Raw genomic sequence first — 24,160 nt, 5'->3', positions numbered from 1 at the left:
AGCCGGAGAGGCACGGGGGCGGCAGAACAAAAAAATGAGGGGCACGTGGCGGTTCACGAACAAGCCGTCGACGGATCGTTGCTGGCCGTCGACAAGCTGACGAAGGTTTTCGGCACCTTCGCAGCCTGCGATCATATTGATCTCGCTATCAAACCCGGTGAAATCCACGCTTTGCTGGGAGAAAACGGCGCCGGCAAATCGACGCTGGTGAAGATGCTGTTCGGCGTGCTTGCGCCGACGAGCGGCCGCATCCTCTGGCAGGGCGAGCCGGTTCGCATCTCAAGCCCCAATGCTGCAAGAAAACTCGGCATCGGCATGGTTTTCCAGCATTTTTCCCTGTTTGAGGCTTTGACCGTCGCTGAAAATATCGCGCTGTCGATGGCCCCCGGCATTTCGCTGGCGAAGATTTCGGAAGAGGCGGCGACGCTGTCGCGCAGTTACGGCCTGCCGCTCGATCCGAAGGCCCATGTCGCCGATCTCTCCGTCGGCGAGCGCCAGCGAATCGAGATCGTGCGGGCGCTGCTGCAGAACCCGCGGCTGATCATTCTGGACGAACCGACCTCGGTGCTGACGCCGCAGGAAGCGGACCGCCTGTTCGACACGCTGGCCAAGCTGAAAGCCGAAGGGCGTTCGGTTCTCTATATCAGCCACCGCCTCGAGGAGGTGCAGCGTATCTGCGACCGCGCCACGGTGCTGCGCCATGGCAAGGTCACCGGCGCCTGCGATCCGCGACAGGAAACGCCGTCGTCGCTGGCGCGCATGATGGTCGGCAGCGATGTCGCTCATGTTTCGGCCGAAGGCACCAGTGCCCGCGGCGATGTTCTGCTTGAAGCGCGGCATCTTTCGGCCGCGGCCCGCACGCCTTTTGCTGTTTCGCTGAAGGATGTCTGTCTCAAGGTCCATGGTGGCGAAGTGCTGGCGATCGCAGGCGTCGCCGGCAACGGCCAGAGCGAGCTTTTCGATGCGCTGTCCGGTGAATATCCGGTCGCTGACGCCAATGCGGTGCAGCTGCGGCAGAAGCCGGTCGGCACGCTCGGCATCAATGCCCGCCGGCTGATGGGCAGCGGCTTCGTGCCGGAAGAGCGTCATGGCCATGCCGCCGTCTCCGCACTTCCGCTCTCCGATAATCTCGTGCTTGCCCGCAGCGTGTCCGACCGCAAAGCCTTCCTCGGCGGCGGCCGGCTCGGCATCATCCGGCAGGATGCGGTGAAGCGCGCGACCAAACGCATCTGCGAGGTCATGGACGTGCGTAAGAGCGGCGAGGACCCGCCCGCGGGCTCGCTCTCTGGCGGCAACCTGCAGAAATTCATCGTCGGCCGCGAACTCGACCGCCAGCCCTCGGTTCTGGTCGTCAACCAGCCGACCTGGGGCGTGGATGCAGGGGCCGCAAGCCGTATCCGGCAGGCGCTGGTCGATCTTGCCAAGGCAGGCTCGGCAGTGCTGGTGATCAGCCAGGATCTGGACGAAATCTTTGAAGTCGCGACGGAAATTGCCGTGATCAACGAGGGGCGTCTGTCCGATGCCTATCCGGCCAAGGATCTGTCGCGGGAAAAAATCGGATTGCTGATGGGCGGCATGCAGGTCGGCAAGCAGGCGGAGAGCCTTGATGCGCATTGAGCTTGAAAAACGCCCGAAGGTCTCGGTGCTGTTCTCCATCTTCTCGCCGTTCATCGCGCTGGCTTTGACGCTGATCGCCGGCGCGATCATGTTCTTCCTGCTCGGCAAAGACCCCGGTTATGCGCTCTACAGCTTCTTCATCGAGCCGCTGACCGAAGTCTGGTCGCTGCACGAGCTGGCGATCAAGGCTGGACCCCTGATCCTCATCGCGGTCGGCCTTTCCGTCTGCTACCGCTCCAACAACTGGAATATCGGCGCCGAAGGCCAGTTCATCATGGGGGCCATTGCGGGCTCGATCCTCCCGGTCGTGTTTTATGAGTGGCAATCACCGCTGGTGCTGCCACTGATGCTCTTGCTCGGCATGCTCGGCGGTGCGCTGTTTGCCGGCATTCCGGCCTTCCTCAAGGCGCATCTCAACACCAACGAAATCCTGACCAGCCTGATGCTCGTCTATGTCGCTCAGCTTTTCCTCGACTGGCTGGTGCGCGGGCCGTGGCGCAATCCGGGCGGCCTGAATTTTCCGGAAACCCGCACTTTCGCCGCCGATGCCATTCTGCCGGAAATGGTCGCCTCCGGCCGCGCCCATTGGGGCTTCGCCTTCGCCATCATCGCGGCCGTTCTCATCTGGCTGATGATGCGCTTCACGCTGAAGGGTTTCGAGATCACCGTGCTCGGCCAGTCGGAGCGGGCAGGGCGCTTTGCCGGCTTCTCGTCGCGCAAGATGATCTGGTTTTCGATGTTGCTTTCCGGAGCATTGGCCGGTCTTGCCGGCATTTCGGAAGTCAGCGGCGCGATCCAGCAGCTTCGGCCGGTGATTTCGCCCGGCTACGGCTTCACCGCGATCATCGTCGCCTTTCTCGGTCGACTCAATCCGCTCGGCATCGTCGCCTCAGGCCTCGTTCTCGCGCTGACCTATCTTGGCGGCGAGGCGGCTCAGCTGTCGCTGGGCGTCTCCGACAAGGTGACGCGCGTGTTCCAGGGCCTTCTGCTGTTCTTCGTGCTCTCCTGCGATACGCTGATCCACTACAAGATCCGCATGGTTTGGGCCGATCTGACCGACACCGTCAAGGATGGGGGAGCGAACTGATGGGTATCGTCGAAGCAATCCTCCTCACCGTCATCACCGCCGCGACGCCGCTGGTTATCGCAGCGCTTGGCGAACTCGTCACCGAGCGCTCCGGCGTGCTCAACCTCGGTGTCGAGGGCATGATGATCATCGGCGCGGTCTGCGCCTTCGTCGCCACCCAGCAAACCGGCTCTCCCTATATCGGCATCATCGCTGGCACTGTCTCCGGCGCACTGTTTTCACTGCTCTTCGGCTTCCTGACGCTGACGCTGGTGGCAAACCAGGTGGCGACGGGCCTTGCGCTGACGATCCTCGGGCTCGGCGTTTCCGGTATGATCGGCGAACCCTATTCCGGCCAGTCCGGCGCCAAACTGCCGCAGATCGTCTTTCCGTTCCTGTCGGACATTCCCTATCTCGGGCCGCTGCTTTTCAAGCAGGACCTGATTTTCTACCTCTCGATCGTGCTGATTTTCGCGGTCAACTGGTTCCTGTTCAAGACGCGCACCGGCCTGATGCTGCGCTCGGTGGGCGATAGCCATTCCTCCGCCCATGCGCTCGGCATCAACGTCATCCGCACGCGTTATCTCGCCGTCCTTTTCGGCGGCGCTTGCGCAGGGCTGGCGGGGGCGCAGTTTTCGCTCGTCTATACGCCGCAATGGACGGAAAACATGTCGGCCGGCCGCGGCTGGATCGCGCTGGCGCTGGTGGTGTTCGCGTCGTGGCGGCCGTGGCGCGTGGTGATCGGCGGTTATCTGTTCGGCGCGGTCTCCATCAGCCAGCTGCATGCGCAGGCCTTCGGCATCGGCATCCCGTCGCAGTTCCTGTCGGCGCTTCCCTATCTTGCGACGGTTGCAGTCCTCATCGTCATCTCGCACAATCGCCGCACGACGCTGATCAATACGCCGGCGTCGCTCGGCAAGTCTTTCGTGCCGGATCGATAACGTTTGTCAGGGAAAAGTGGGAACCGGTTTTCCCGAAAGACAAACGAAAACAAAAGAATCGAAAGCCTGACAGGTTCAGGATGAACTTGTCAGGCTTGAGAACAAGAAAACTTCAAAACCAAACCACAGGGGTAAAAATGAAAAAACTTCTTTTCGCGCTTGCATCGACTGTTGCCGTGCTCGGCTTCACCGCTGCCGCCAGCGCCCAGGACAAGGCCAAGATCTGCTTCATGTATGTCGGTTCCCACACCGACGGCGGCTATAGCCAGGCTCACGACCTCGGTCGTCTGGATCTGGAAAAGGCCCTTGGCGACAAGATCGAGACCCAGTTCCTCGAAAACGTTCCGGAAGGCCCGGATGCCGAGCGTGCGCTCGAGCGTCTCGCCCGTTCCGGCTGCAACCTCATCTTCTCGACCTCGTTCGGCTTCATGGACGCGACCGTCAAGATCGCCGAAAAGTTCCCGGACGTGAAGTTCGAGCACGCCACCGGCTACAAGAGCGGCCCAAATCTGGCCAACTACAACAGCCGCTTCTATGAAGGCCGCTACATTCAGGGCCAGATCGCAGCCAAAGTCTCCAAGACGGGCGTTGCCGGTTACATCGCCTCCTTCCCGATCCCGGAAGTGGTGATGGGCATCAATGCCTTCGTCGTCGGCGCGCGCTCGGTCAACCCGGATTTCAAGATCAAGGTCGTGTGGGCCAACACCTGGTTCGACCCCGGTAAGGAAGCCGATGCCGCCAAGGCGCTGATCGACCAGGGCGTTGATATCCTCACCCAGCACACCGATACGACGGCGCCGATGCAGGTTGCCGCCGAGCGCGGCGCCAAGGCCTTCGGCCAGGCTTCCGACATGATCAAGGCCGGCCCGGAAACCCAGCTGACGGCGATCGTCGACACCTGGGGCACCTACTACATCAAGCGCACCCAGCTCCTCCTCGACGGCAAGTGGGAAACCGCTTCCAGCTGGGACGGCCTGAAGGACGGCATCCTGAAGATGGCGCCCTATACCAACATGCCCGACGACGTGAAGAAGATGGCCGAGGAAACCGAAGCCAAGATCAAGTCCGGCGAACTGAAGCCCTTCACCGGCCCGCTGAAGAAGCAGGACGGCAGCGAATGGCTGGCCGCCGGCGTATCCTCGGATGATGGCACGCTGCTCGGCATGAACTTCTATGTCGAAGGCGTCGACGACAAACTGCCGCAATAAGCTTTTCAACCTTTTGCGTGATGGAAGGGGTGGCCGTGAGGCTGCCCCTTTTGCGTTTCCGGCCCTCGAAAATTTTAAGCGGAAGCCACAAATAGCCGTTTACATAAATAATATAGTATGATTTTTTAATCGCACTGCTGAGGAGCAGTTTTCATTGGGAGGACATCATGAAATTGAAAAACGCACTGGCGAGTGCCACGATCCTTGCTGCCTGCATGTTCGGTTCGGCCTCTGCCGCAGACCTGACGATCGGCTTTTCGCAGATCGGTTCTGAGTCCGGCTGGCGCGCCGCCGAAACCACGCTGACCAAGCAGCAGGCCGAAAAGCGCGGCATCGACCTGAAATTCGCCGATGCCCAGCAGAAGCAGGAAAACCAGATCAAGGCGCTGCGCTCCTTCATCGCCCAGGGCGTCGATGCGATCCTCGTTGCACCGGTCGTCGCCACCGGCTGGGATGAAGTGCTGACCGAAGCCAAGGATGCCCAAATTCCGGTCATCCTGCTCGACCGCACCGTCGATTCGTCCAAGGATCTTTACCTCACGGCCGTCACCTCGGACCTCGTCCATGAAGGCAATGTCGCCGGCAAGTGGCTGGTCGATACGGTCGCCGGCAAGCCGTGCAACGTCGTCGAGCTGCAGGGCACGACAGGTTCTTCGCCGGCTATCGATCGCAAGAAGGGTTTCGAGGAAGCTCTGAAAGGCCATGACAACCTGAAGATCATCCGCAGCCAGACCGGCGACTTCACCCGCACCAAGGGTAAAGAAGTGATGGAAAGCTTCCTGAAGGCCGAGGACGGCGGCAAGAATATCTGCGCGCTTTACGCCCATAACGACGACATGGCAGTGGGCGCCATTCAGGCGATCAAGGAAGCCGGCCTGAAGCCGGGTACCGATATTCTCGTCGTCTCGATCGACGCCGTGCCGGACATCTTCCAGGCCATGGCCGCCGGCGAAGCCAATGCGACGGTCGAACTGACCCCCGACATGGCTGGCCCGGCGCTCGACGCGCTCGACGCCTACCTCAAGGACAAGAAAGAGCCGCCGAAGTGGATTCAGACGGAATCGAAGCTCTACACGCAGGCTGATGATCCGCAGAAGGTCTACGAAGCCAAGAAGGGCCTCGGCTACTAAGTCAGGGAAGGACGCCGCAGCGCGGCGCCCAGACTGTTGGCGAAGCCAGTGCTCTCTCTTCGTCATGCTCGGGCTTGTCCCGAGCATCTTTCAGCTTCTCCCCTTATGAGGGCGGGCTGGAAGATCCTCGGGGCAAACCCAAGGATGACGGAGGGGGAGGGTGGCTATATCCTCTGAATGGTTCGCAGTTGCTAACCAATTGCCCTTCATGGCTGCCCGAATGATTGAAAACAAAGACATTCTCACCGCCACAGGCATCGTCAAGCGCTTTCCCGGCGCTATCGCGCTGGATCACGTCGATTTTTCCCTGCGGCGCGGCGAGGTGCATGCGCTGCTGGGCGAAAACGGCGCGGGAAAGTCGACGCTGATCAAGTGCATGACCGGCGCCTATCGTCGCGACGGCGGCTCGCTCACCCTCGATGGCGTCGAGATCGATCCGCGCGACACGCTCGATGCGCAATCGCTCGGGATCGGCACCGTCTATCAGGAGGTCAACCTGCTCGGAAATCTGAGCGTGGCGGAAAACCTGTTTCTCGGGCGCCAGCCCAAGCGTTTCGGCCTCGTCAATATCCGGGAAATGAACCGCCGGGCAAGCGCGCTACTGGCCGATTACGGCATGGATGTCAATGTCTCCCGCGCCCTCGACAGCTATTCCGTCGCCGTGCAGCAGGTGGTGGCGATCGCCCGCGCCGTCGATCTTTCCGGCAAGGTGCTGATCCTCGACGAGCCGACCGCCAGCCTCGATGCGCAGGAAGTCGATATGCTCTTCCGCATTATCCGGGGCCTGACGGCCAAGGGGCTCGGTGTCGTCTTCATCACGCACTTCCTTGAACAGGTTTACGATCTCTCCGACCGCATCACCGTGCTGCGCAACGGCCGATACATCGCAACGCGCGATACGGTGTCGTTACAGCGTAAGGAACTGGTAACCATGATGCTCGGCCACGAGCTGCTGGAGACCGAAAAGGAAAGCCGCGATCAACATAAAGAGGCTGGCGACATCCGTTTCCAGTTCAGGAATTTCGGCAAGGCCGGCAAGATCAAGCCCTTCGATCTTTCGGTGCGAAAGGGCGAAGTGGTCGGCATGGCCGGGCTTCTCGGCTCCGGCCGCACGGAAACCGCTGAGCTGCTCTTCGGCGCCGACAGGGCCGATAGCGGGGCGGCCGAGGTCGAGGGGCGGGTGATTTCGCTCGGCTCGCCACGGTCGGCGGTCGCCGAAGGCTTCGGCTTCTGTCCGGAAGACCGCAAGCTCGACGGTATCATCGGCGATCTGTCGATCCGCGAAAACATCGCGCTGGCGCTGCAGGCTCGGCAGGGCTGGGCGCGGCCCTTGTCCCGCGCCGAGCAGGTCTCGCTTGCCGATCGTTACATCAAGGCACTCGATATCCGCACCACGGATCGCGAAAAGCCGATCAAATTGCTCTCCGGCGGCAACCAGCAGAAGGCGATCCTCGCCCGCTGGTTGGCAACCAATCCGCAATTCCTCATCCTCGACGAGCCGACCCGCGGCATCGATGTCGGCGCCCATGCCGAAATCATCCGGCTGATCGAGGAATTGTGTGCCGAGGGCATGTCGCTTCTCGTCATTTCCTCAGAACTTCAGGAACTGGTGGCTTACAGTTCGCGCGTTCTTGTGCTGCGGGACAGGGAGCATGTTGCCGAACTGACTGGCGGCGACATCACCACCCAGAATATCGTCAATGCGATCGCCGGCAGCGGCGAAAAGGGAATTCAATGATGGAAAGCGCACGACGCCTTCTTGCGCGGCTGATGCCGCAGATCGTGGCCCTGATCATCATCCTGGCGTTGATTCGCCTCGTGTTTCCGGCCTTCTTCGCGATCGAATTCCAGAACGGCCGCCTCTATGGCAGCGTGATCGATGTGCTGAACCGCGGCGCACCGGTTGCGCTTCTGGCCATCGGCATGACGGTGGTGATCGCCACCAGGGGTATCGACCTTTCTGTCGGCGCCGTCATGGCGATCTGCGGCGCCGTTGCGGCCTCGTCGAGCGTCAACGGCGATCCGCTCATCTTGACCTTGCTGCTGACCCTCGGCGTCGGGCTCATCTGCGGTGTCTGGAACGGTTTCCTCGTCTCCGTGCTCAATATCCAGCCGATCGTGGCGACGCTGGTGCTGATGGTGGCGGGACGCGGCATCGCGCAGCTCATCACAGAAGGCGCGATCCTCACCTTCAACGATCCCGGCCTGATCTTCATCGGCAGCGGCTCGTTCGCCGCCCTGCCGATGCCGGTCATTATCTGGCTGGTCTTCGGCATCGCGGTCGCCGTTCTCCTGCGGCGCACGGCGCTCGGGCTGCTGATCGAGGCGATCGGCATTAACCGCCGGGCGAGCACTCTTTCCGGCATCCAGACCCCGGTTCTGCTGATGGCGGCCTATATGCTGTCCGGCCTTTGCGCGGCGATTGCCGGCATCATCGCCGCCGCCGATATCAAGGGTGCGGACGCCAACAATGCCGGCCTCTGGCTGGAACTCGATGCCATCTTGGCGGTCGTTGTCGGCGGTAATTCGCTACTCGGCGGCCGTTTCAGCATTATCGCTTCGCTGATCGGCGCCATGGTCATTCAGGCCGTCAACACCGGCATCCTGCTTTCCGGCTTTCCGCCGGAGTTCAACCTGATCATCAAGGCGGCGATCATCGTCGTCATTCTCGTCATCCAGTCTCCGAAAGTACAGGCCGCCCTGACCTTCCTGACTGCAAGGTCGGCCCGCAAGCGTGACGTGGAGCAAACGGCGCGATGAACCAGAAATACCTCCCCCTGATCGCAACGATCGTGATCTTCGTCGCCTCCTATGCGCTTTGCGTGCTGCAATATCCCAACATGCTGTCGACCCGCGTGATCGGCAACCTTCTGACCGACAATGCCTTTCTCGGCATTGCAGCGGTCGGCATGACCTTCGTCATCCTGTCTGGCGGCATCGATCTGTCGATCGGCTCGGTGATCGCCTTCACCGGCGTTTTCCTGGCGGTTCTGATGGAGACCACCAGCCTGCATCCGCTGATCGCCTTCGCGCTCGCGCTTCTCATCACCACCGCCTTCGGTGCGCTGATGGGCGCGATCATCCACTATCTCGAAATGCCGGCCTTCATCGTTACGCTTGCCGGCATGTTTCTGGCCCGCGGCATGGCCTTCGTCCTGTCGATCGATTCGATCCCCGTCCGCCATCCGTTCTACGCAACGCTGAAAAGTTTCTACTACAAGCTGCCGGGCGGCGGACGCATCACCCTGATCGGCGGGCTGATGCTTCTGGTGTTTCTCGCGGGCATCGTGATTGCGCAGCGAACCCGATTCGGCACCAATGTTTATGCGCTCGGCGGCGGCACCCAGACGGCGATGCTGATGGGCGTGCCGGTGGCGCGCACGACAATTCTAATATATGCGCTCTCCGGCTTCCTCGCAGGGCTTTCCGGAATCGTTTATTCCCTTTACACCTCAGCAGGTTATTCGCTCGCGACCGTTGGCGTGGAGCTGGATGCCATTGCCGCGGTGGTGATCGGGGGAACGCTGCTGACGGGGGGAGCCGGGTTTGTCGGAGGAACGCTCGTCGGCGTGCTGATTCAAGGCATTATCCAGACCTACATCACCTTCGACGGTTCGCTGTCGAGTTGGTGGACGAAGATACTGATCGGTGGTTTGTTATTTGCGTTCATTCTGATGCAGAAAGCGATCATGTTCTTGTCGCGGCGCAGCAGAGGTTATGCGTAAGGGGGACGTGATTGCGTAGGGGATTGTTGGAAAAGGTGATGACGGGTGCCAATACGCGCACCAGTCATGCGCAAGTTGTCGAGGAGCTTGGTAAGGAAATCGTTTCCGGCAAGTTCCCGGTCGGCTCCATCCTGCCGGGGGACAACGACCTAGCGTTGCGCTTCAAGGTGTCGCGCACGGTGTTGCGCGAGGCGATGAAGACCCTGGCCGCCAAGGGGCTGATCGTGCCGCGCGCCCGCATCGGCACCCGCGTCACCGACAGGAGCCAGTGGAACCTGTTCGACAACGACATCCTCACCTGGCATTTCAATGGCGGCATCGATGAGGATTTCCTCTATCACCTCAGCGAAATCCGTCTCGCCTTCGAGCCGCATGCCGCAGCACTCGCTGCCCGCAATGCGACCGAATCGGAAATCAGCAACATGATGCGGCTTGCGGTTGCCATGGGTGACGAAAACCACAGCGCCGAAACGCTGGCGATTGCCGACCTCAAGTTTCATCTCGCCGTGCTCGAAGCCTCCGGCAATCCTTTTATGCGCACCGTCGGCGGCCTGATCGAGGCGGCCCTTGTCGGTGTCTTCAAGCTCAGCTCCCCGGTCGAGGACAAGAGCGGGATCACCGAAATCTCGCGCACCCACATCCGCATCGTCGAGCAGATCAGCCGCCGCGACGAGCCGGGCGCCCGCGCGGCCATGGAGCTGGTCATCCGCGTCGGTCGCGAGCGTGTGCAGGGCGCCTTCCGTGAAAATGATGCAAAGGCGGGCCGGCCTTCTTGATCCCGAAGCCGTAAATCGCCATTGGCCGGCTTGCCGTTTTTGCCCGATCCGCCTATCTGGTGAAACATCGCATGGCGCAACCTTGAGGTTCGCGCTGAGTTTCAACGGTGCTTGAGGGCTATGGCCGAACTTATTGTCATTTTCATTCTTCTTTTGATCAATGCATTTTTTGCGCTGTCTGAAATGGCAATCGTATCGGCAAGCCGGCCCATGCTCCGGCAAATGGCCCGCCAGGGAAATATCCGGGCGGAACGGGCGCTGAAGCTCGCCGAGGACCCCGGCAAGTTCCTGTCCACCGTCCAGGTCGGCATCACCCTCGTGGGCACGCTGGCCGGCGCCTATGGCGGCGCCACCATCGCCGACAAGCTGGCACCGGTCCTGAACGGCATCGGCTGGATCAACCCCTATGGCAGCACGGTTGCCGTTGCCGTCGTCGTCACCTTCATCACCTATCTTTCCGTCGTGATCGGTGAGCTTATCCCCAAGCAGCTGGCGCTGAAGAATTCCGAAGCCGTCGCAATGTTCGTCGCCGGCCCGATGTCGCTCCTGTCGAAGCTTGTAGCCCCCGTCGTCTATCTCTTCGAAATGTCGGCCGGCCTCGTCCTGAAGATTTTCGGTGCCAGCGACGACAGCGACAAGGTGACGGAAGAAGAGGTTCAGGCGATCATGGCCGAGGGCGTCGAAAGCGGCGCCATCGAGAAATCCGAGCACGAGATGCTGCGGCGAATCATCCGCCTCGGCGACCGCAACGTCAAATCGATCATGACCCACCGCACCGAGGTCGCCTTCATCGACATCGATGACAACTTCGAAGCCGTCCGCGCCAAGGTGTCCCAGTCGGCCCATTCCCGCTACCCGGTCATGGAGACCTCGACGGGCGAGGTGCTGGGTGCCGTGCTGGTCAAGGAAGTGCTGAACGCGCAGGTGCGCGGCGGCGCCTTTCATGTCCGTGATTTCCTCAAGGACATCCACACGCTGCCCGAAACCGCCTCGTGCCTGAAAGCGCTCGATGCCTTCAAGACCTCGCGCATCAACATGGCGATGATCGTCGATGAATACGGCAGCATCGAAGGCATCATCACCATCGCCGATATCCTCGAAGCGATCGTCGGCGTGCTGCCGTCGAACTATGACGATGTCGAGCACGTGCTGATCCGCCAGCGCGAGGACGGCTCCTGGCTCGTCGACGGCCGCACGCCGATCGATGAAATCAACCTGACGATCGGCATCGACGAGATGGATGCCGATGACGGCAGCTACGAAACCATCGCCGGCTTCCTCGTTCAGGAACTGCGCAAGACGCCCGAAGAGGGCGATATCACCGAAGCCCACGGCTATCGCTTCGAGGTCATCGACATGGATGGCCGCCGCATCGACAAGATCCTCGTCTCGAAGGTCGTGTCCGCCGATTGAGTGCAAAAACGAGAAAAGGCCGGGAGCGCTTCCCGGCCTTGTCTGGTAGATGCAAGCGCTGCTAGTTCATCCGTAGTCAGCGTCACTGGCTAAAGCTTCCTACAATAAGGTTAACGATTCATGAACGTCGTTGCGTCTCCCGCAATGCGTTGCCGCCGCATGCCCGGCGGTAGTATTTTGTTTACCACCGTACCGCCGCGTCCTCCGCACATCAGGTTTTCCTGCTTGACGAGTGAACAAAAATAGAACAAATTAAAAACATATACAGAAAAGGAGCAATGACATGACCGATTTTCTTCGTGATCTCGCCGCATTCACCTCCATGATGATGTTCATCGCCAGCTTCTCCATCCTGATCATGGGCATGTAACGGGCACGCCGTACCGTTGGTTCGCTGTGGACAATTTTCATGGATACGGAAAATTTCCGGCCGATGGCCATGAAAAGTGGACATCGTCAGCCCGAAGCGGGATACCGTTTTCGATGATTGGAATCGAGGCGTGTCATGGCGGAAGCGGCAAAAGGTGATCAGCAGGTTGGAGCCGGCGAGGGAGGCGATCCTCTCTTCGTGCATCTTCGGGTTCACTCCGCCTACTCGCTGCTCGAAGGCGCGCTTCCGCTCAAGAAGATCATCGGCAAGGCCGTGGCCGACGGGCAGCCGGCGATCGGCATCGCCGACACCAATAATCTCTTCGCCGCACTCGAATTTTCGCTGAAATCTATGGATGACGGCCTGCAGCCGCTGATCGGCTGCCAGCTATCGATCGACATGGAGGATGAGGGCGAAGGCGAAAAACGCGGCCATGCCCAACATCTGGCGAAGCTGCCGTCGGTCGTGCTGATCGCCTCAAACGATCGCGGCTACGTCAATCTCGTCAATCTCGTCAGCCGTGCCTATCTCGATGGTGAGAGCGGGCAGGCGGTGCGCATATCGCTTTCCTGGCTCAGCGAGGGCGGCGCCGATGGCCTGATCGCGCTGACGGGCGCCGCAAGCGGCCCCATCGACATGGCCTTGCGCTCCGGCCACGCGGCTGTGGCCGAGGCGCGGCTGAAAGCGCTTTCCGGCATTTTCGGTGATCGGCTCTATGTCGAGCTGCAGCGCCACGGCCGCTACGATCGCCGGCATGAGAGCCGGATGATTGAACTTGCCTACAAGCTCGATCTGCCGCTGGTGGCGACGAACGAACCGTTCTTCCCGACGCCGGACGATTATGATGCCCACGACGCGCTGATGGCCGTCGCCCACAACGCCATGGTCTCCGACGACAGCCGCTTCCGGCTGACGCCGGATCACTACCTGAAGAGCCGCAAGGACATGGCGGCGCTGTTCAAGGACCTGCCGGAGGCGCTGGAAAACTCGGTCGAGATCGCCCGTCGCTGCTCCTTCGTACTCAAGACCCGCGGGCCGATCCTGCCGCGCTTCACCGGCGCGACCGACGATCCGCAGGAGGCAGAGCGCGCCGAATCGCAGGAATTGCGCCGTCAGGCCCAGGAAGGGCTGGAGGCACGCATCCAGACCCTCGGCATTTCGGCCGGTTATACGGAACAGGATTATCGCGAGCGGCTTGAATTCGAACTCGGCGTCATCGAGCGCATGAAGTTTCCGGGCTATTTCCTGATCGTCGCGGACTTCATCAAATGGGCCAAGCAGCATGACATCCCGGTCGGGCCGGGCCGCGGTTCGGGTGCGGGCTCGCTCGTCGCCTATGCGCTGACGATCACCGACGTCGATCCGCTGCGCTTCTCGCTGCTGTTCGAGCGCTTCCTCAATCCGGAACGCGTCTCGATGCCGGACTTCGACATCGACTTCTGCCAGGATCGCCGCGAAGAGGTGATCCGCTACGTGCAGCGCAAATATGGGCGCGAGCAGGTGGCGCAGATCATCACCTTCGGTTCGCTGCAGGCGCGCGCGGCGTTGCGCGACGTCGGTCGCGTGCTTGAGATGCCCTATGGCCAGGTCGACAAGATCTGTAAGCTGGTGCCGAACAATCCGGCTAACCCGACGCCGCTCTCCAAGGCGATCGAGGAGGAGCCGCGCTTCCAGGAGGAGGTGGACAAGGAGCCGGTCATCGGGCGGCTGCTCGATATCGCCCAGAAGATCGAAGGCCTCTACCGCCACGCCTCGACCCACGCTGCCGGCATCGTCATCGGCGACCGGCCGCTGTCGCAGCTGGTGCCGATGTATCGCGATCCGCGCTCCGACATGCCCGTCACCCAGTTCAACATGAAATGGGTGGAGCAGGCCGGTCTCGTAAAATTCGACTTCCTTGGCTTGAAAACCCTGACCGTGCTGAAGACGGCGGTCGATTTCATCGCCAAGCGTAATATTTCGGTTTCGCTCGAATCGCTGCCGCTGGATGACACCCGGACCTACGAGATGCTCTCGAACGGCGAGACGGTCGGCGTGTTCCAGGTGGAAAGCGCCGGTATGCGCAAGGCGCTGATCGGCATGCGGCCGGACTGCATCGAAGACATCATTGCGCTCGTGGCGCTCTATCGTCCCGGCCCGATGGAAAACATCCCGGTCTACAACGCCCGCAAGCACGGCGAGGAAGAGATCGAATCGATCCATCCGATGATCGATTACCTGCTCAAGGAAACGCAGGGCGTTATCGTCTATCAGGAACAGGTGATGCAGATCGCCCAGGTCCTCTCGGGCTATTCGCTCGGCGAGGCCGACCTGTTGCGCCGCGCCATGGGCAAGAAGATCAAGGAGGAGATGGACAAGCAGCGCGCCCGTTTCGTCGATGGCGCGGTGAAGAACGGCGTATCGAAGCCGCAGGCCGACATGATCTTCGACCTGCTTGCCAAGTTCGCGAACTACGGCTTCAACAAAAGCCACGCGGCGGCTTATGCGATCGTCTCCTACCAGACGGCGTTCCTGAAAGCCCATTATCCGGTCGAGTTCCTGGCCGCGTCGATGACGCTCGATATGGCGAACACCGACAAGGTCAACGACTTCCGGCAGGATGCGGCCCGCCTCGGTATCAAGATCGTTCCGCCCTCGGTGCAGAGTTCGTTCCGCCGCTTCGAAACCGGCGACAATTGCATCTTCTATTCGCTCGCCGCCATCAAGGGCGTCGGGGAGGCGGCTGTCGAACATATCGTCGAAGTCCGTGGCGACAAACCCTTCGAAAGCCTCGAAGATTTCTGCCTGCGAATCGATCCGAAGCTGCTCAACCGCCGCGTCTTCGAAAGCCTGATCTGCGCCGGCGCCTTCGATTGCTTCGGCTACGACCGCGCCGAACTGGTCGGCGGCCTTGACCGAATCCTCGGGCTTGCGCAGCGCGCGCAGGAAAACAAGGTGAGCGGACAGAGCGACATGTTCGGGGCAGGGGCGGCGACCGGCCCGGAAAAGCTCGGCCTTCCCGCCTATTCCCCGTGGCTGGCATCGGAAAAGCTGCACCGGGAATTCCAGGTGCTCGGCTTCTATCTCTCGGCCCATCCGCTCGATACCTATAACGAGCTTCTCGGCAAGATGCGGGTGCAGACCTTCGGCGATTTCGCGGCTTCCGTGAAGAAGGGTGCGACCGCCGGCCGTCTTGCCGGCACCGTCACCTCCAAGCAGGAGCGCAAGACCCGCACCGGCAACAAGATGGGCATCATTGCCTTTTCGGATTCCTCCGGCCAGTTCGAGGCGGTGCTGTTTTCCGAAGCGCTCAACCAGTTCCGCGACCTTCTGGAGCCCGGCAAGTCGCTGGTCATGACGGTGCAGGCGGAAGAGCGGCCCGAAGGCATCGGGCTGCGCATCCAAACGCTGCAATCGCTGGAAGAACGGTCGCTGCAGATGCAGAAGGCATTGCGCGTCTATGTGCGCGACAGCGGCCCGCTACGCTCGGTGGCGACCCATCTCAACACCAAGGGCGATGGCCTCGTCTCCTTCATCGTCATCAAGGACAACGGCCAGCGCGAGATCGAGGTGGAACTGAACGAGCGCTACCGTATTTCGGCCGAGATCGCGGCGGCGATGCGCAGCACGCCGGGCGTTCTCGACGTCGAACTGGTTTAGCCTTTAGAAGGCGTATGGGTGACGGTGATGAAGTCGGTGCCTGCGCCGGTTTCCATGCCAAGCCCGCTGTCGCTGATCGTCAGCGACGAGCCGTCGGCCAGCATTTCCTCGATCCGCTGCCGGGTATCGTCATCGAGGCCGAGGCGGTCGAGCGTCAGCACCGCCGCGCCGAGCGGATCGGCGTCTTCGGTAATGCCGAGGCGGGTTTTCATGGCCTTGGGCAGCGCGTTATCGAGCGTGGTGGCAAACCATGTACCACGATCGGTCTGTCCGCTTTCCGCGTCGGGCGCGTGGAATTGCAGGAAGTGCGTGCCCAGCGCCTTTTGCGGTTCGGCGATCGTGACCGGCGCCTCGAAGATCGGCTTGAAATCGCGGCGGATGAGGATCTGGCCGTTGCCCGGCGTGCCCCTGTTCGTCTTCTTGTAGAGCAGGGCGAGCAGGTCCGGGGTGATCCTGGGGTCCGCCGCCAAGCCTTCGCTTTCCTGGAAGGCCCGGATGGCATCGAGCGTCTGCACTCCGGCAAAACCATCGGCAATACCGGCGTCGAAACCGAGTTCGCCGAGCAGGCGCTGCACGTCCATGGTCGTTTCGCGCTGTCCGCGCCAGGTGATCAGCATGCGCAGCGGCGATCCCTCCGGCATCGCGGCCGGCTTCGGTTTCACCGGCTCCTGCATCGCGACCTCGACGGGCGCTGCCTGCGACGGCAGATGCGAGACGGAGGGGCGCAACTCCACATCCGACAGCAGCGGCGGCGAAAGCGGGCGGGGCTGGAACAGGAAGTCGTCCTCGACCGGAACCGGCGCGACCTGCTGTTCCGAGATCAGCACGTGTATGCCCATCCCGGTCATGCCGTACAGACTTTTGGCAAAGTCGTTCGGCATGCGCACGCAGCCGTGCGAGGCGGGGTAGGGCGGCACATGACCGGACGCGTGAAGCGCGATGCCGGACCAGGTGAGGCGCTGCATGAAGGGCATCGGCGCATCCGAATAGATATTCGAGCGATGATGCCGCGCCTTCTGCAGGATGGAGAAGATGCCGGTTGGGGTCGAATGCCCTTTCTTGCCGGTCGAGACATGGGAGGTCGCGATCACCGTATCGCCGTCATAGACGACCAGCGATTGCTGCTGTTTCGAGACGATGACCTGCAGCGGCCTGTCGCTGGCGGCGAGCAGGCTGCCGCTTCCCAGAGCTGTGCCGGCAATGAGTGCGACGGAAAACAGGCTGGACCGAAAGGCGATACGCTGAACCATGACGACATCCGGGTTTTTACTCTGCGCACGCCTGCATGGCGCGCACCTCCACCAGAATGGTGAAAGGTAAACCTATCGAAAGGGGTTTAACGAAGTTTTGCCGGGTGGGGCTGGTGCTGCTTAATGATCGCGCCGGCCCTTGCCGAAGGTATAGCCGGTTTCGACGCTGGCCTTGCCGAACTTGTCGCGCAGCACGTTCATCGCGGCCTCGGCCGCGGCCCGCCGGCCGGCATTGCGATCGACGAGATCGGGCGGGTCTGCGAGCGTGGGGTCACCGAGATCGTTGACGCCGATGCCGATCAGGCGGAATTTCGTGCCGTCCGTTTCCCGGTCGAGCAACTGCATGCCGGTTTGGAAGATGCGGTCTGCGAGCTGCGTCGGGCTTTCCAGCCGCCTGTTGCGGGTGCGCAGCTTGAAATCGGCGGTCTTCAGCTTCAACACCACGGTCTGGCCGGCAATCTGTGATTTGCGCAAACGGGCGCTGACCTTTTCGCTGAGACGGCGCAGGTGCACGACGAGATCGTCATAGTCGCAGAGATCGTCGTTGAAGGTGGTTTCAGCCGAAACGCTCTTCGCTTCACCGTCGATTTCCACCCGCCGCTCATCGTGGCCGCGCGAAAGGCGGAACAGGCGCTGCCCCATGGTGCCGTAGCGCCGCATCAGATCGCCTTCCTCCATCGTCTGGAGCTGGCCGATGGTACGGATGCCGTCGCGCTCCAGCGTCGCAGCAAAGGCCTTGCCGACGCCCCAGATCATCGTCACCGGCTTTTCCCGAAGGAAATCGAGCGCTTCCGCCTCGCCGATGACGGAAAAGCCGCGCGGCTTCTGCAAATCGGATGCGACCTTGGCGAGGAATTTGCAATAGGAGAGCCCGACCGAGACGGTGATGCCAAGCTCGCTTTCGACGCGCCGGGCGAAGCGGGCAAGCGTCAAGGCCGCCGAAGCATGGTGGAGCCGTTCCGTGCCCTTGAGTTCGAGGAAGGCCTCGTCGATGGACAGCGGCTGCACCAGCGGCGTCAAATCCTGCATCATCGCCCGAACCTGCCTTCCGACCGCCACATATTTTTCCATGTTCGGCTTGATAACGATAGCGTCTGGACACGCCTCCAGCGCCTTGAACATCGGCATGGCCGAGCGCACGCCATGGATACGCGCGATATAGCAGGCGGTGGAAACAACGCCGCGCTTGCCGCCGCCGATGATGACAGGCTTATCGACAAGCTCGGGATTGTTGCGCTTTTCCACCGAGGCATAGAATGCGTCGCAGTCGATATGGGCAAGCGTCAGCTGGTGAAGCTCGGGATGGCGCAGCAGGCGCGGGCTGCCGCAGGACCGGCACCGGCGCGCATCTCCCGATTGGCCAGTCAGGCAGTCGCGACAGAAGCCTGAAGAGGAGGTGAGATCGTCTGCCATGGCACGGAACAAAGGTTGAACGACCGCACCCTAGCGTAAAAACTGATCGACCGAAACGGCTTTTTGACGCGCCATCCAAGGTCGCGACGGAATCAGTAGTCGACCGGGCCGGAGAGCATCTGATGGGCGCGCACAACCTCTTCCGGCTTGATGCCGCTATCGGTGCAGAAGGCAAGCAGCGTCGGCTCATGCGACATCAGGAAATCGACGAGCCCGGCCATAAAGCCCGGATCGCCGGCCATGCGGCGCAGCGACGTCGCATCGGCGCCGGTGATCGCCATGAAACGGCCCAGCAGTTCCGGTTCGCCCGCAAGCCAACCGAGAATGGCGATTGCAATATCGTCAGGTGATGTCACGCTACTTCGACCTTTTGTTTCCTGCCGGTGTTTTTCCGGCTGATATTACCGGTTTTTCAACCAAATAGCCTTAGCTTCCCAATCCGGCTAAGGTGAAACCGGGCGAACGGCACCTTATATTCGTGAGATGACCGTTCAAGCCGGAATGTGCGACAAGGGATGCCAATGCCCAAGCAGGTTATGATTGTTGAAGACAACGAGCTGAATATGAAGCTCTTCCGCGACCTCATCGAGGCGACGGGATACACCACGATCCAGACCCGCAACGGCATGGAGGCGCTGGAGCTTGCGCGAAAACACAGGCCCGATCTCATTCTCATGGATATCCAGCTCCCCGAGGTTTCCGGCCTGGAAGTGACCAAGTGGCTGAAGGAAGACGACGAGCTTCATGTCATCCCGGTCATCGCCGTCACGGCCTTTGCCATGAAGGGCGACGAGGAGCGTATCCGCCAGGGCGGGTGCGAGGCCTATGTTTCCAAGCCTATCTCGGTGCCGAAATTCATCGATACCATCAAGACTTATCTGGGGGATGCCTGAGACGGCCGCCGCTTGCCCTCCCGGAAGGACTGACAGGAAGTAGACATGACCGCGCGAATCCTCGTCGTTGATGACATACCCGCCAATGTGAAGCTCTTGGAAGCGCGGCTGCTGGCGGAATATTTCGATGTCCTGACGGCGAAGGACGGTTATGAGGCGCTGGCGATCTGCGAGAGCCAGCCGATCGATCTCATCCTGCTCGACATCATGATGCCCGGCATCGACGGATTCGAGGTTTGCGAGCGCCTGAAGGCGAGCGGCCGAACCGCCCATATCCCTGTCGTCATGGTTACGGCACTGGATCAGCCTTCGGATCGGGTCCGCGGCCTGAAAGCCGGCGCCGACGATTTCCTCACCAAGCCGGTCAACGATCTGCAGTTGATGTCTCGCGTCAAAAGCCTCGTGCGGCTGAAGAATGTCAGCGACGAACTGCGCCTGCGCGCCGAAACGGCCTATAGTGTAGGCCTGCAGGATCTGAACCGCACGGAGCGCCCGGACGAACAGGGCAGCGTTCTGCTGGTGGACGGCCGCGCCGGCTCCCAGGACCGGCTGACCCGCTCGCTAAAGCCGATTGCCGACGTGGTGGCGATGTCCGATCCGCAAGCGGCGCTGTTCGAGGCGGCCGAGCGCAATTTCGATCTCGTCATCGTCAACGGCAATTTCGACAATTACGACCCGCTGCGCCTGTGCTCGCAGCTGCGCTCGCTGGAACGCACCCGCTATATCCCGGTGCTGCTGATCGCCGAGCAGGGGCAGGAGGAGCTGATCGTGCGGGCGCTCGATCTCGGCGTCACCGATTACCTGATGCGGCCTGTCGATCCGAACGAACTGGTGGCGCGCAGCCTGACGCAGGTTCGCCGCAAGCACTATAACGACCGCCTGCGCTCCAGCGTCCGCGAAACCATCGAGCTTGCCGTCACCGACGGACTGACGGGGCTGCACAATCGCCGCTATCTCGACAATCACCTGAAGGTGCTGATCGAGCGCGCCATCGCCCGCGGCCGTCCGCTTTCCGTTTGCATCACCGATATCGACCGCTTCAAGAGCGTCAACGATACCTATGGTCATGATGCGGGCGACATCGTGCTGCGCGAGTTTGCCCGGCGTCTCCGGGCGACGGTGCGCGGCGCCGATCTCGCCTGCCGCTATGGCGGCGAGGAATTTGTCGTCATCATGCCCGACACCCCGGCCGATGCCGCCGCCGCCATCGCCGAGCGCTTGCGCATCAGCGTCGAGGGGCAGGCTTTTTCGCTGGGGGAAAAGATGCTCGGCATTACAGCCTCCATGGGTACAGCCAGCCTCAACCTGCAAGGCGACACCCCCGAGGCACTGCTGAAACGGGCCGACAACGCGCTCTATCAGGCCAAGAGCAACGGTCGAAACCAGGTGGTCGCCGCGGCGGCCTGAGTTTAGGCGAAATTTGCCGGTTTTTCTGCGAGGCGATGTTTTCCACAGGCCGACCGAGAAAAATTGTCATCAATCCCCGGCAGCATTTTCCCGTATAATTTAAGGTGCCGAAGCGCTCGTGATCCCGCAGAGACGCGTGACGTTCTGGCGTGCGTGAAAAAAATCAATGAAAACAGAAGCTTGCTTCGTTGTCATAAAGCAGTTTTGGAGCGTCAAAAAAGCCGGATTTCCCTGCTTTTGCAATGGCTTGCATCACAAGCGAGCGGGATTTTCCGGAAACGAGCGGTTGCCGTATACGCCCACCGGTTGTGTATATTAACTATTTTTGCCCGGAAGCCTGATAATCGGCCAAGAATTCATTGATTTTTTTTTCGTTTCAGGTGATCCTCATATTTAAGAGAGGCTCTCAACTCTCACCGATTACCCCATGATGCTCAGGTCCGCCGCATCTCCTGGGTCGTGGGGTTTGTCGGCTGATCATTGGCAACTGCGGTTCCTCGTGCCGCCGCCAAGATCAGCCGACGCCCATTGAAAACGTCATCTGCCCTGCAGGTGGCGTTTTTGTTTTGGGCTTCCGCTTGGGGAGAATTGGCGGCAAAGAAGACTATCTTTCGGCAACAAAAAAGGCGCCCATGGCCTGATGGCCGGCGCCTTATTGTGCGGAGTGGCCCGATGCGAAACCGGGCTCAGTCCAACCAAGGATCTTACTTGATCTTGGTTTCCTTGAATTCGACGTGCTTGCGGACGACCGGATCGTACTTGGTCTTGGTCATCTTGTCGGTCATCGTGCGGCTGTTCTTGGTGGTTACGTAGAAGAAACCGGTGTCGGCCGTCGACAGCAGCTTGATCTTGATTTTTGCAGCTTTCGCCATGGTCGTCCTGCCTTTATAAAATAACAAAGCCGGGAAGGTCCCGATCGGGGGCCCGGCGAACTTGGCGCGAAACTACAAATCGCGCCCGAAAAGTCAAGTCCGTTTTGGGTTGAAAACGATCCTGACGATCGAGAGAAGCACATACATACCGAAGAATCCGGCGATCGCCCAGGCAAAACCGTGATTTCCGGCGACATCCATGGCCGCCCCGATGGCTTGCGGGCCGGCGACCGTGCCGACCGCGTAGGAGAAGATGAAGGCGGCATTGGCGGCCGCAAGGTCGGCGCCATGCAGGCGCGAGCCCAGGTGGCTCAGGCCCACCGTATAAAGCCCGGAGACGCAGCCGCCCCAGAACAGCAGCACGACAGCCATCAGCAGCCAGCTTTCCGTCAGCATCGGCAGACAGAGGGCGCCGATGAGGCCTATGACGGTCATCAGCGCCAGAAGATTGCGCCGGTCCTTCATATGGTCTGAGAGCATGCCGAGTGGAATCTGAAAGATGACGTTGCCTATGCCCATCACCGTCAAAAGCAGGGCTGCCTGCGATTCGGTGAAGCCGCTGCGGGTTCCGTAGATCGGAAACAGCGAAAGGCCACCTGATTCGACCGCGCCGAAGACGAAGACCGCCGCCGTCGCCGTCGGAACGAGGAAGACGTAGCGCAGGAAATGCAGTTCGGGCTTTTCGTTGAGAACCGGGCTTTCCCCGCGGGCGAGATAGATCGGGATGGCGGCGGTGAGAATCACTCCGGCGCCGACGGCGAAGGGAAGGATGCCGTCGCTGCCGAGGATCGAGAACAGCAGCGGACCGGTGGCAAAGCCGAGCGACAGAACGGTTCCGTAAATCCCCAGCACCAGGCCACGCCGCCGTGGCGGGGCCGTGGCGTTGATCCAGAACTCCGAAAGCACGAAGAGCACCGTGATGGCGCCGTGGAAGACGACGCGCAGCGGAAACCAGAGCCAGAAATTGGTGATGTAGTAGAAGCCGAGCGCGCTCATGGCTGAAAACAGCACCGCCCAGAGCATCGTAGTGGCGACACCGTATTTGTGGGCAACCTTTGTCGTCAGCGGGGCGGCTGCCATCGAGGCGAGCCCCGCCATCGCGGAGTTGAGGCCGATCAGGGTCGGCGAGATGCCGCGCTTTTCCATGATGATGCTGAGCAGCGGCAGGCCGAGCCCGATCGCAATGCCGACAGCCGTGATCGCCGCAATCGCCGCAATCAGCGATGGCCAGTGGATTTCCTCAACCGGCCCTGACGTGCCGGACGGCGGCTGTGACATGCGGAGGTATCCTCAGAGCAGGTCGCGGATGTGGCGTCCGCGGCGTGTATGGTAGAACGGCACAGGCCGGTCGAAGGCAAGTGAGGCGTCGTCCTCGAGCGCCGAGCGCAGGTCGGCAAGCACGATGGCCGTGATATCCGGCACCTGCACCGTCGAAAGGTCGTCGAGGTCTATCCAGCGCAAGTCTTCAAGCTCCTGGCTATCACGTACATCGGCTGGATCGATTTCCGCTTCGTCGGCGAAGAGCGCGAAGAAGTGGGTGTCGAACCGGCGCGGATGTCCGGGCGGTGTGACGGCACGGGCGATATAGCGCAAGTTTGTGAGATCGGGAAGAAAGGCAAGCGGGCTGCCGGCGACGGGCTTACCGACGATCAGGTTCGCTTCTTCCTGAAGCTCGCGCAGGGCCGCGACGGCGAGCGCCTGCAGACGCGCCGGGGAGCAATGCTCACCCTTGGCAAGCCGGAGGCGTCTCAGGACCTCCGGGTGCATTTCACTGCCGTTCGCAAAGCGATGGTCCGCCGGATCGCGCCGCCCGCCGGGAAAGACATGCAGGTTCGGCATGAAGACATGCGCCTTGCTGCGGCGACCCATCAGCACCTTCGGCCGCCTCTCCGACCGGTCGAGAAGCATCAGCGAAGCCGCGTCGCGCGGCCGCAGCACCCGTTTCCGGGTCGTTTCCGGCTGCACCGTCACGCGGTTTCGTCCCGCGGCGGCAGCACGTCTTCCGGCTGATCCTCATGTCCGCCAAAACCGTGCATGCGCAGCGCCCATTGCAGGCCGATGACGCCGCCCTTGACCGGCTGCATCAGCGCCAGCGAGCCGATGATGGTGATTGGCAGCCAGATGGCGAGATGCGCCCAATTGGACATCTGCACCAGCATTTCCGTCGCCATGAAGCCGCCGAGCACAAGGTGGCCCATGATGGTCACCACGATATAGGGCGGAAAATCGTCGGCCCGGTGGTGGTCGAGGCGCTCGCCGCAGGCGGCGCAGGTCTCGACCGTCTTGAGGAAGCTCTTGAACAGCCGGCCGCTGCCGCAGGCCGGGCAGGTGTTGAGCATACCGCGGCGGATGGAGCGCCCGACCGGACGCTCGGCAATGTCAGCCTGTTCGAAGCGAACAGTCTCGTGGTTGCCTTCAACTGTGTGCATCGGTCTTGGTC

21 protein-coding genes are annotated in these 24,160 nt (G+C 61.3%); 13 read left to right on the top strand and 8 right to left on the bottom strand.

All coding sequences use genetic code 11. The features are described from left to right. Positions 1 to 45 precede the first annotated feature (45 nt). From ASC86_RS22260 to ASC86_RS22215, 10 genes are all read left to right on the top strand, one after another. A complete protein-coding gene (locus ASC86_RS22260) occupies positions 46 to 1,617 on the top strand; it encodes an ABC transporter ATP-binding protein (RefSeq protein ID WP_056326480.1) in 1,572 nt (523 codons plus the stop codon). Continuing rightward, positions 1,607 to 2,704, top strand: coding sequence for an ABC transporter permease (locus ASC86_RS22255; protein WP_056326476.1), 1,098 nt, complete (start codon positions 1,607 to 1,609; stop codon positions 2,702 to 2,704). The genes ASC86_RS22260 and ASC86_RS22255 overlap by 11 nt, the downstream gene beginning before the upstream one ends. Further along, entirely contained in the window at positions 2,704 to 3,624 is a 921-nt protein-coding gene (locus tag ASC86_RS22250; RefSeq protein WP_056326475.1) for an ABC transporter permease, read from the top strand. Before ASC86_RS22255 ends, ASC86_RS22250 begins: the two co-directional genes overlap by 1 nt. A 137-nt stretch (positions 3,625 to 3,761) precedes the next feature. Beyond that, a complete protein-coding gene (locus ASC86_RS22245) occupies positions 3,762 to 4,832 on the top strand; it encodes a BMP family ABC transporter substrate-binding protein (RefSeq protein ID WP_056326474.1) in 1,071 nt (356 codons plus the stop codon). A gap of 167 nt (positions 4,833 to 4,999) precedes the next feature. Next, the gene (gene ytfQ, locus ASC86_RS22240; RefSeq protein ID WP_056326471.1) at positions 5,000 to 5,962 is read left to right on the top strand and encodes a galactofuranose ABC transporter, galactofuranose-binding protein YtfQ; all 963 of its coding nucleotides are present in this window, start codon (positions 5,000 to 5,002) and stop codon (positions 5,960 to 5,962) included. A 220-nt stretch (positions 5,963 to 6,182) separates the two neighbouring features. After that, positions 6,183 to 7,700 carry a galactofuranose ABC transporter, ATP-binding protein YtfR gene (gene ytfR, locus ASC86_RS22235; RefSeq protein WP_056326590.1) on the top strand — a complete coding sequence of 506 codons (1,518 nt, stop codon included), beginning with the start codon at positions 6,183 to 6,185 and terminating at the stop codon, positions 7,698 to 7,700. Further along, positions 7,700 to 8,722, top strand: a complete 1,023-nt coding sequence (locus ASC86_RS22230) for an ABC transporter permease (protein ID WP_082510394.1) — start codon at positions 7,700 to 7,702, stop codon at positions 8,720 to 8,722. Before ytfR ends, ASC86_RS22230 begins: the two co-directional genes overlap by 1 nt. Further along, complete coding sequence (yjfF, locus tag ASC86_RS22225) at positions 8,719 to 9,687, top strand: galactofuranose ABC transporter, permease protein YjfF (RefSeq protein WP_056326467.1); 969 nt, start codon at positions 8,719 to 8,721, stop codon at positions 9,685 to 9,687. Before ASC86_RS22230 ends, yjfF begins: the two co-directional genes overlap by 4 nt. Before the next feature lie 38 nt (positions 9,688 to 9,725). Beyond that, positions 9,726 to 10,463 (top strand): FadR/GntR family transcriptional regulator, encoded by a 738-nt coding sequence (locus ASC86_RS22220; RefSeq protein WP_082510382.1) that lies wholly within the window; start codon positions 9,726 to 9,728, stop codon positions 10,461 to 10,463. Between the two features lie 120 nt (positions 10,464 to 10,583). Continuing rightward, on the top strand, positions 10,584 to 11,876 hold the full coding sequence (locus ASC86_RS22215) for a hemolysin family protein (RefSeq protein ID WP_056326461.1): 1,293 nt from the start codon (positions 10,584 to 10,586) through the stop codon (positions 11,874 to 11,876). A gap of 211 nt (positions 11,877 to 12,087) precedes the next feature. Here ASC86_RS22215 and ASC86_RS26135 read toward each other — a convergent pair whose 3' ends face one another. Then, entirely contained in the window at positions 12,088 to 12,462 is a 375-nt protein-coding gene (locus ASC86_RS26135; protein WP_162245029.1) for a hypothetical protein, read from the bottom strand. On the opposite strand from ASC86_RS26135, the gene dnaE reads away from it, so the two are divergent. Continuing rightward, positions 12,382 to 15,885, top strand: coding sequence for a DNA polymerase III subunit alpha (gene dnaE / locus ASC86_RS22210; protein ID WP_056326459.1), 3,504 nt, complete (start codon positions 12,382 to 12,384; stop codon positions 15,883 to 15,885). The two genes, ASC86_RS26135 and dnaE, sit on opposite strands and share 81 nt — an antisense overlap. Here the strand turns inward: dnaE and ASC86_RS22205 are convergent. The 3 genes from ASC86_RS22205 to ASC86_RS22195 all read right to left on the bottom strand — a co-directional run bounded on the left by ASC86_RS22205 (position 15,882) and on the right by ASC86_RS22195 (position 18,904). Further along, complete coding sequence (locus ASC86_RS22205) at positions 15,882 to 17,135, bottom strand: L,D-transpeptidase family protein (protein ID WP_056326457.1); 1,254 nt, start codon at positions 17,133 to 17,135, stop codon at positions 15,882 to 15,884. The genes dnaE and ASC86_RS22205 overlap by 4 nt on opposite strands. Before the next feature lie 120 nt (positions 17,136 to 17,255). Continuing rightward, complete coding sequence (locus ASC86_RS22200; RefSeq protein ID WP_056326454.1) at positions 17,256 to 18,548, bottom strand: DNA polymerase IV; 1,293 nt, start codon at positions 18,546 to 18,548, stop codon at positions 17,256 to 17,258. A 92-nt stretch (positions 18,549 to 18,640) separates the two neighbouring features. Further along, complete coding sequence (locus ASC86_RS22195; RefSeq protein ID WP_056326452.1) at positions 18,641 to 18,904, bottom strand: DUF3572 domain-containing protein; 264 nt, start codon at positions 18,902 to 18,904, stop codon at positions 18,641 to 18,643. A gap of 165 nt (positions 18,905 to 19,069) precedes the next feature. Between ASC86_RS22195 and ASC86_RS22190 the strand changes: the two genes are divergently transcribed. Next, complete coding sequence (locus ASC86_RS22190; protein ID WP_056326449.1) at positions 19,070 to 19,441, top strand: response regulator; 372 nt, start codon at positions 19,070 to 19,072, stop codon at positions 19,439 to 19,441. 45 nt (positions 19,442 to 19,486) lie between these two features. Then, entirely contained in the window at positions 19,487 to 20,848 is a 1,362-nt protein-coding gene (locus ASC86_RS22185) for a PleD family two-component system response regulator (protein ID WP_056326446.1), read from the top strand. Positions 20,849 to 21,552: 704 nt separating this feature from the next. Here the strand turns inward: ASC86_RS22185 and rpmG are convergent. From rpmG to ASC86_RS22165, 4 genes are all read right to left on the bottom strand, one after another. Next, positions 21,553 to 21,720, bottom strand: a complete 168-nt coding sequence (rpmG, locus tag ASC86_RS22180) for a 50S ribosomal protein L33 (protein WP_056326444.1) — start codon at positions 21,718 to 21,720, stop codon at positions 21,553 to 21,555. Positions 21,721 to 21,813: 93 nt separating this feature from the next. Beyond that, positions 21,814 to 22,998, bottom strand: a complete 1,185-nt coding sequence (locus ASC86_RS22175) for an MFS transporter (RefSeq protein WP_056326441.1) — start codon at positions 22,996 to 22,998, stop codon at positions 21,814 to 21,816. 12 nt (positions 22,999 to 23,010) lie between these two features. Then, positions 23,011 to 23,628: an NUDIX hydrolase gene (locus ASC86_RS22170; protein WP_244477677.1), complete on the bottom strand. Its 618-nt coding sequence runs from the start codon at positions 23,626 to 23,628 to the stop codon at positions 23,011 to 23,013. A gap of 59 nt (positions 23,629 to 23,687) precedes the next feature. Continuing rightward, entirely contained in the window at positions 23,688 to 24,149 is a 462-nt protein-coding gene (locus tag ASC86_RS22165) for a DUF983 domain-containing protein (protein WP_056326437.1), read from the bottom strand. Between the last annotated feature and the right edge of the window lie 11 nt (positions 24,150 to 24,160).

This window comes from Rhizobium sp. Root1212 (assembly GCF_001424985.1).
Taxonomy (GTDB): Bacteria; Pseudomonadota; Alphaproteobacteria; order Rhizobiales; family Rhizobiaceae; genus Pararhizobium.
Note: the sequence above shows the minus strand (reverse complement) of the source record. Positions and strands in the feature narration are given on the sequence as shown.